We start from the raw sequence: 1,446 nt of genomic DNA on the forward strand, positions 1-1,446 counted from the left end.
CTCGATTAACCTATCTCGTTCTTCAGATGATAATGCATTATCTGAGGAGTCAAATGCGTCAACTGCCTTAAGCTTCCAATAGCTTTGTTGTGCCTTGCCAATCAGAATATGTGCTTGATAAACTATTCTGCCAAATGAAGTAAGATTGTACTTTCCATTCTCTCTTCTGATGAGACCTGTTTTTATCATAGCAGACAATCTTGAATAATATTGTTTCCTTGTGAGTCTTAATCTGCTAATTGGAATCTCACAGCTGCCAGGGCAATTATATTGAAAAGGGAGAGAGATTTGTCATCAGAGATCGAGCGTAGTACGTCACAGGTGTTTAGTGGTGCCATTATCGGAAATTTCTCAAATGGCTGCCCCTGAAATTGTATAAAATCATTGGTCTCCCATTTATTAAACTCATTGTTATTTGTGACAGAAAGTGGATACAAACCTGATATTTCACCCAAAAAGACTACTGCGCTGCTTTTCTACGATGCATAGAGTATTTTCCCCCCGATAAATATACGCCAAAGTGCAATGGTACAAATGTATGCACCTTGGCACTCAAACAAAGCCAAATCTTCGAACATCGGTCACTGGGTGCTCTAATAGGAATGCAGGGTGGTTACGTAATACGTCTGATACCTGCAAATAAGAAGACAGCATAAACTATAGCGGTAGTGTCGCACAGTCATTTCAGACCAAAGCCAAATGTTCAAATAGCGAACATTGAAGAACTTCAAATAATATGGCCGATGATAATGTATCAGTAACTTTCAATGGGCGAGCCGCTAGTTCAGTCTTCATATCATACGTTACTTATACTCAAGGTGATCAGAACAGTGGATGTATTAAGGAACTAGATTACTTAGATACAGAACGTATCAAGGAGGCGGCCAAAGAAGAAAGTAAAAGCTCGCAATATTGGCAATTTACGACAATAGAATTTAGAACTACTGATAGATGGGTAATCGAAGAATGCAAGAACAAATCCGGCGCTGTAACTTATACACAGATGATACCAATAAGTAGCATCAACACAATAGAAGTCTTCTCTAATGGTTTGAGACCAGTATACGTAAGAAAGAATGAGCTATTGGATACTGAAGCTGAGCAGATGAAATAGAATTAAAATAATCATTTAAGCTTATAGTATCCCCATTATGATTCATGACTCCTTTGCCCACTGAAGATACATGGAAAGACGCAAGTATTAAGGGAAAGGAAGCAAAAATGGTGTTCCATCCTTTTGTGAACACTTTGAGTGCTGGTCCTTGCAATCATAAAAATGATGATCTCTGTCACTACCCTCAGCGTATGCTTGCTGTGTATCAACACTTGCAAACATGCCGGCGACCGATATAAGAATAAACAGTAATTTTGCTGATGAGAGTCTCGGAACGATCTCTTTAATCATGTTCGGCTAGTTACAAATATCAAATATAAATTATATCTTTA

General features: G+C 38.2%; 3 protein-coding genes. 1 reads left to right on the forward strand and 2 read right to left on the reverse strand.

Annotated features, from left to right (window positions below):
- Positions 1–227: 227 nt before the first annotated feature.
- Positions 228–455, reverse strand: coding sequence for a hypothetical protein (locus tag DYY65_RS04740; protein WP_162476836.1), 228 nt, complete (start codon positions 453–455; stop codon positions 228–230).
- A gap of 281 nt (positions 456–736) precedes the next feature.
- Here DYY65_RS04740 and DYY65_RS04745 point away from each other — a divergent pair, with 281 nt between their 5' ends.
- Entirely contained in the window at positions 737–1,114 is a 378-nt protein-coding gene (locus tag DYY65_RS04745; protein ID WP_162476837.1) for a hypothetical protein, read from the forward strand.
- Positions 1,115–1,201: 87 nt separating this feature from the next.
- On the opposite strand, the gene DYY65_RS04750 is transcribed toward DYY65_RS04745, so the two are convergent.
- Positions 1,202–1,405, reverse strand: a complete 204-nt coding sequence (locus DYY65_RS04750) for a hypothetical protein (RefSeq protein ID WP_162476838.1) — start codon at positions 1,403–1,405, stop codon at positions 1,202–1,204.
- Positions 1,406–1,446 lie beyond the last annotated feature (41 nt).

Source organism: Nitrososphaera sp. AFS (assembly GCF_009898475.1).
Lineage (GTDB): Archaea > Thermoproteota > Nitrososphaeria > Nitrososphaerales > Nitrososphaeraceae > Nitrosopolaris.

Excerpts from the sequence above, each read along its gene's own strand:
- DYY65_RS04745 (WP_162476837.1), top strand. The coding sequence starts at position 737 with ATGGCCGATGATAATGTATCAGTAACTTTCAATGGGCGAGCCGCTAGT.
- DYY65_RS04750 (WP_162476838.1), bottom strand. The coding sequence starts at position 1,405 with ATGATTAAAGAGATCGTTCCGAGACTCTCATCAGCAAAATTACTGTTT.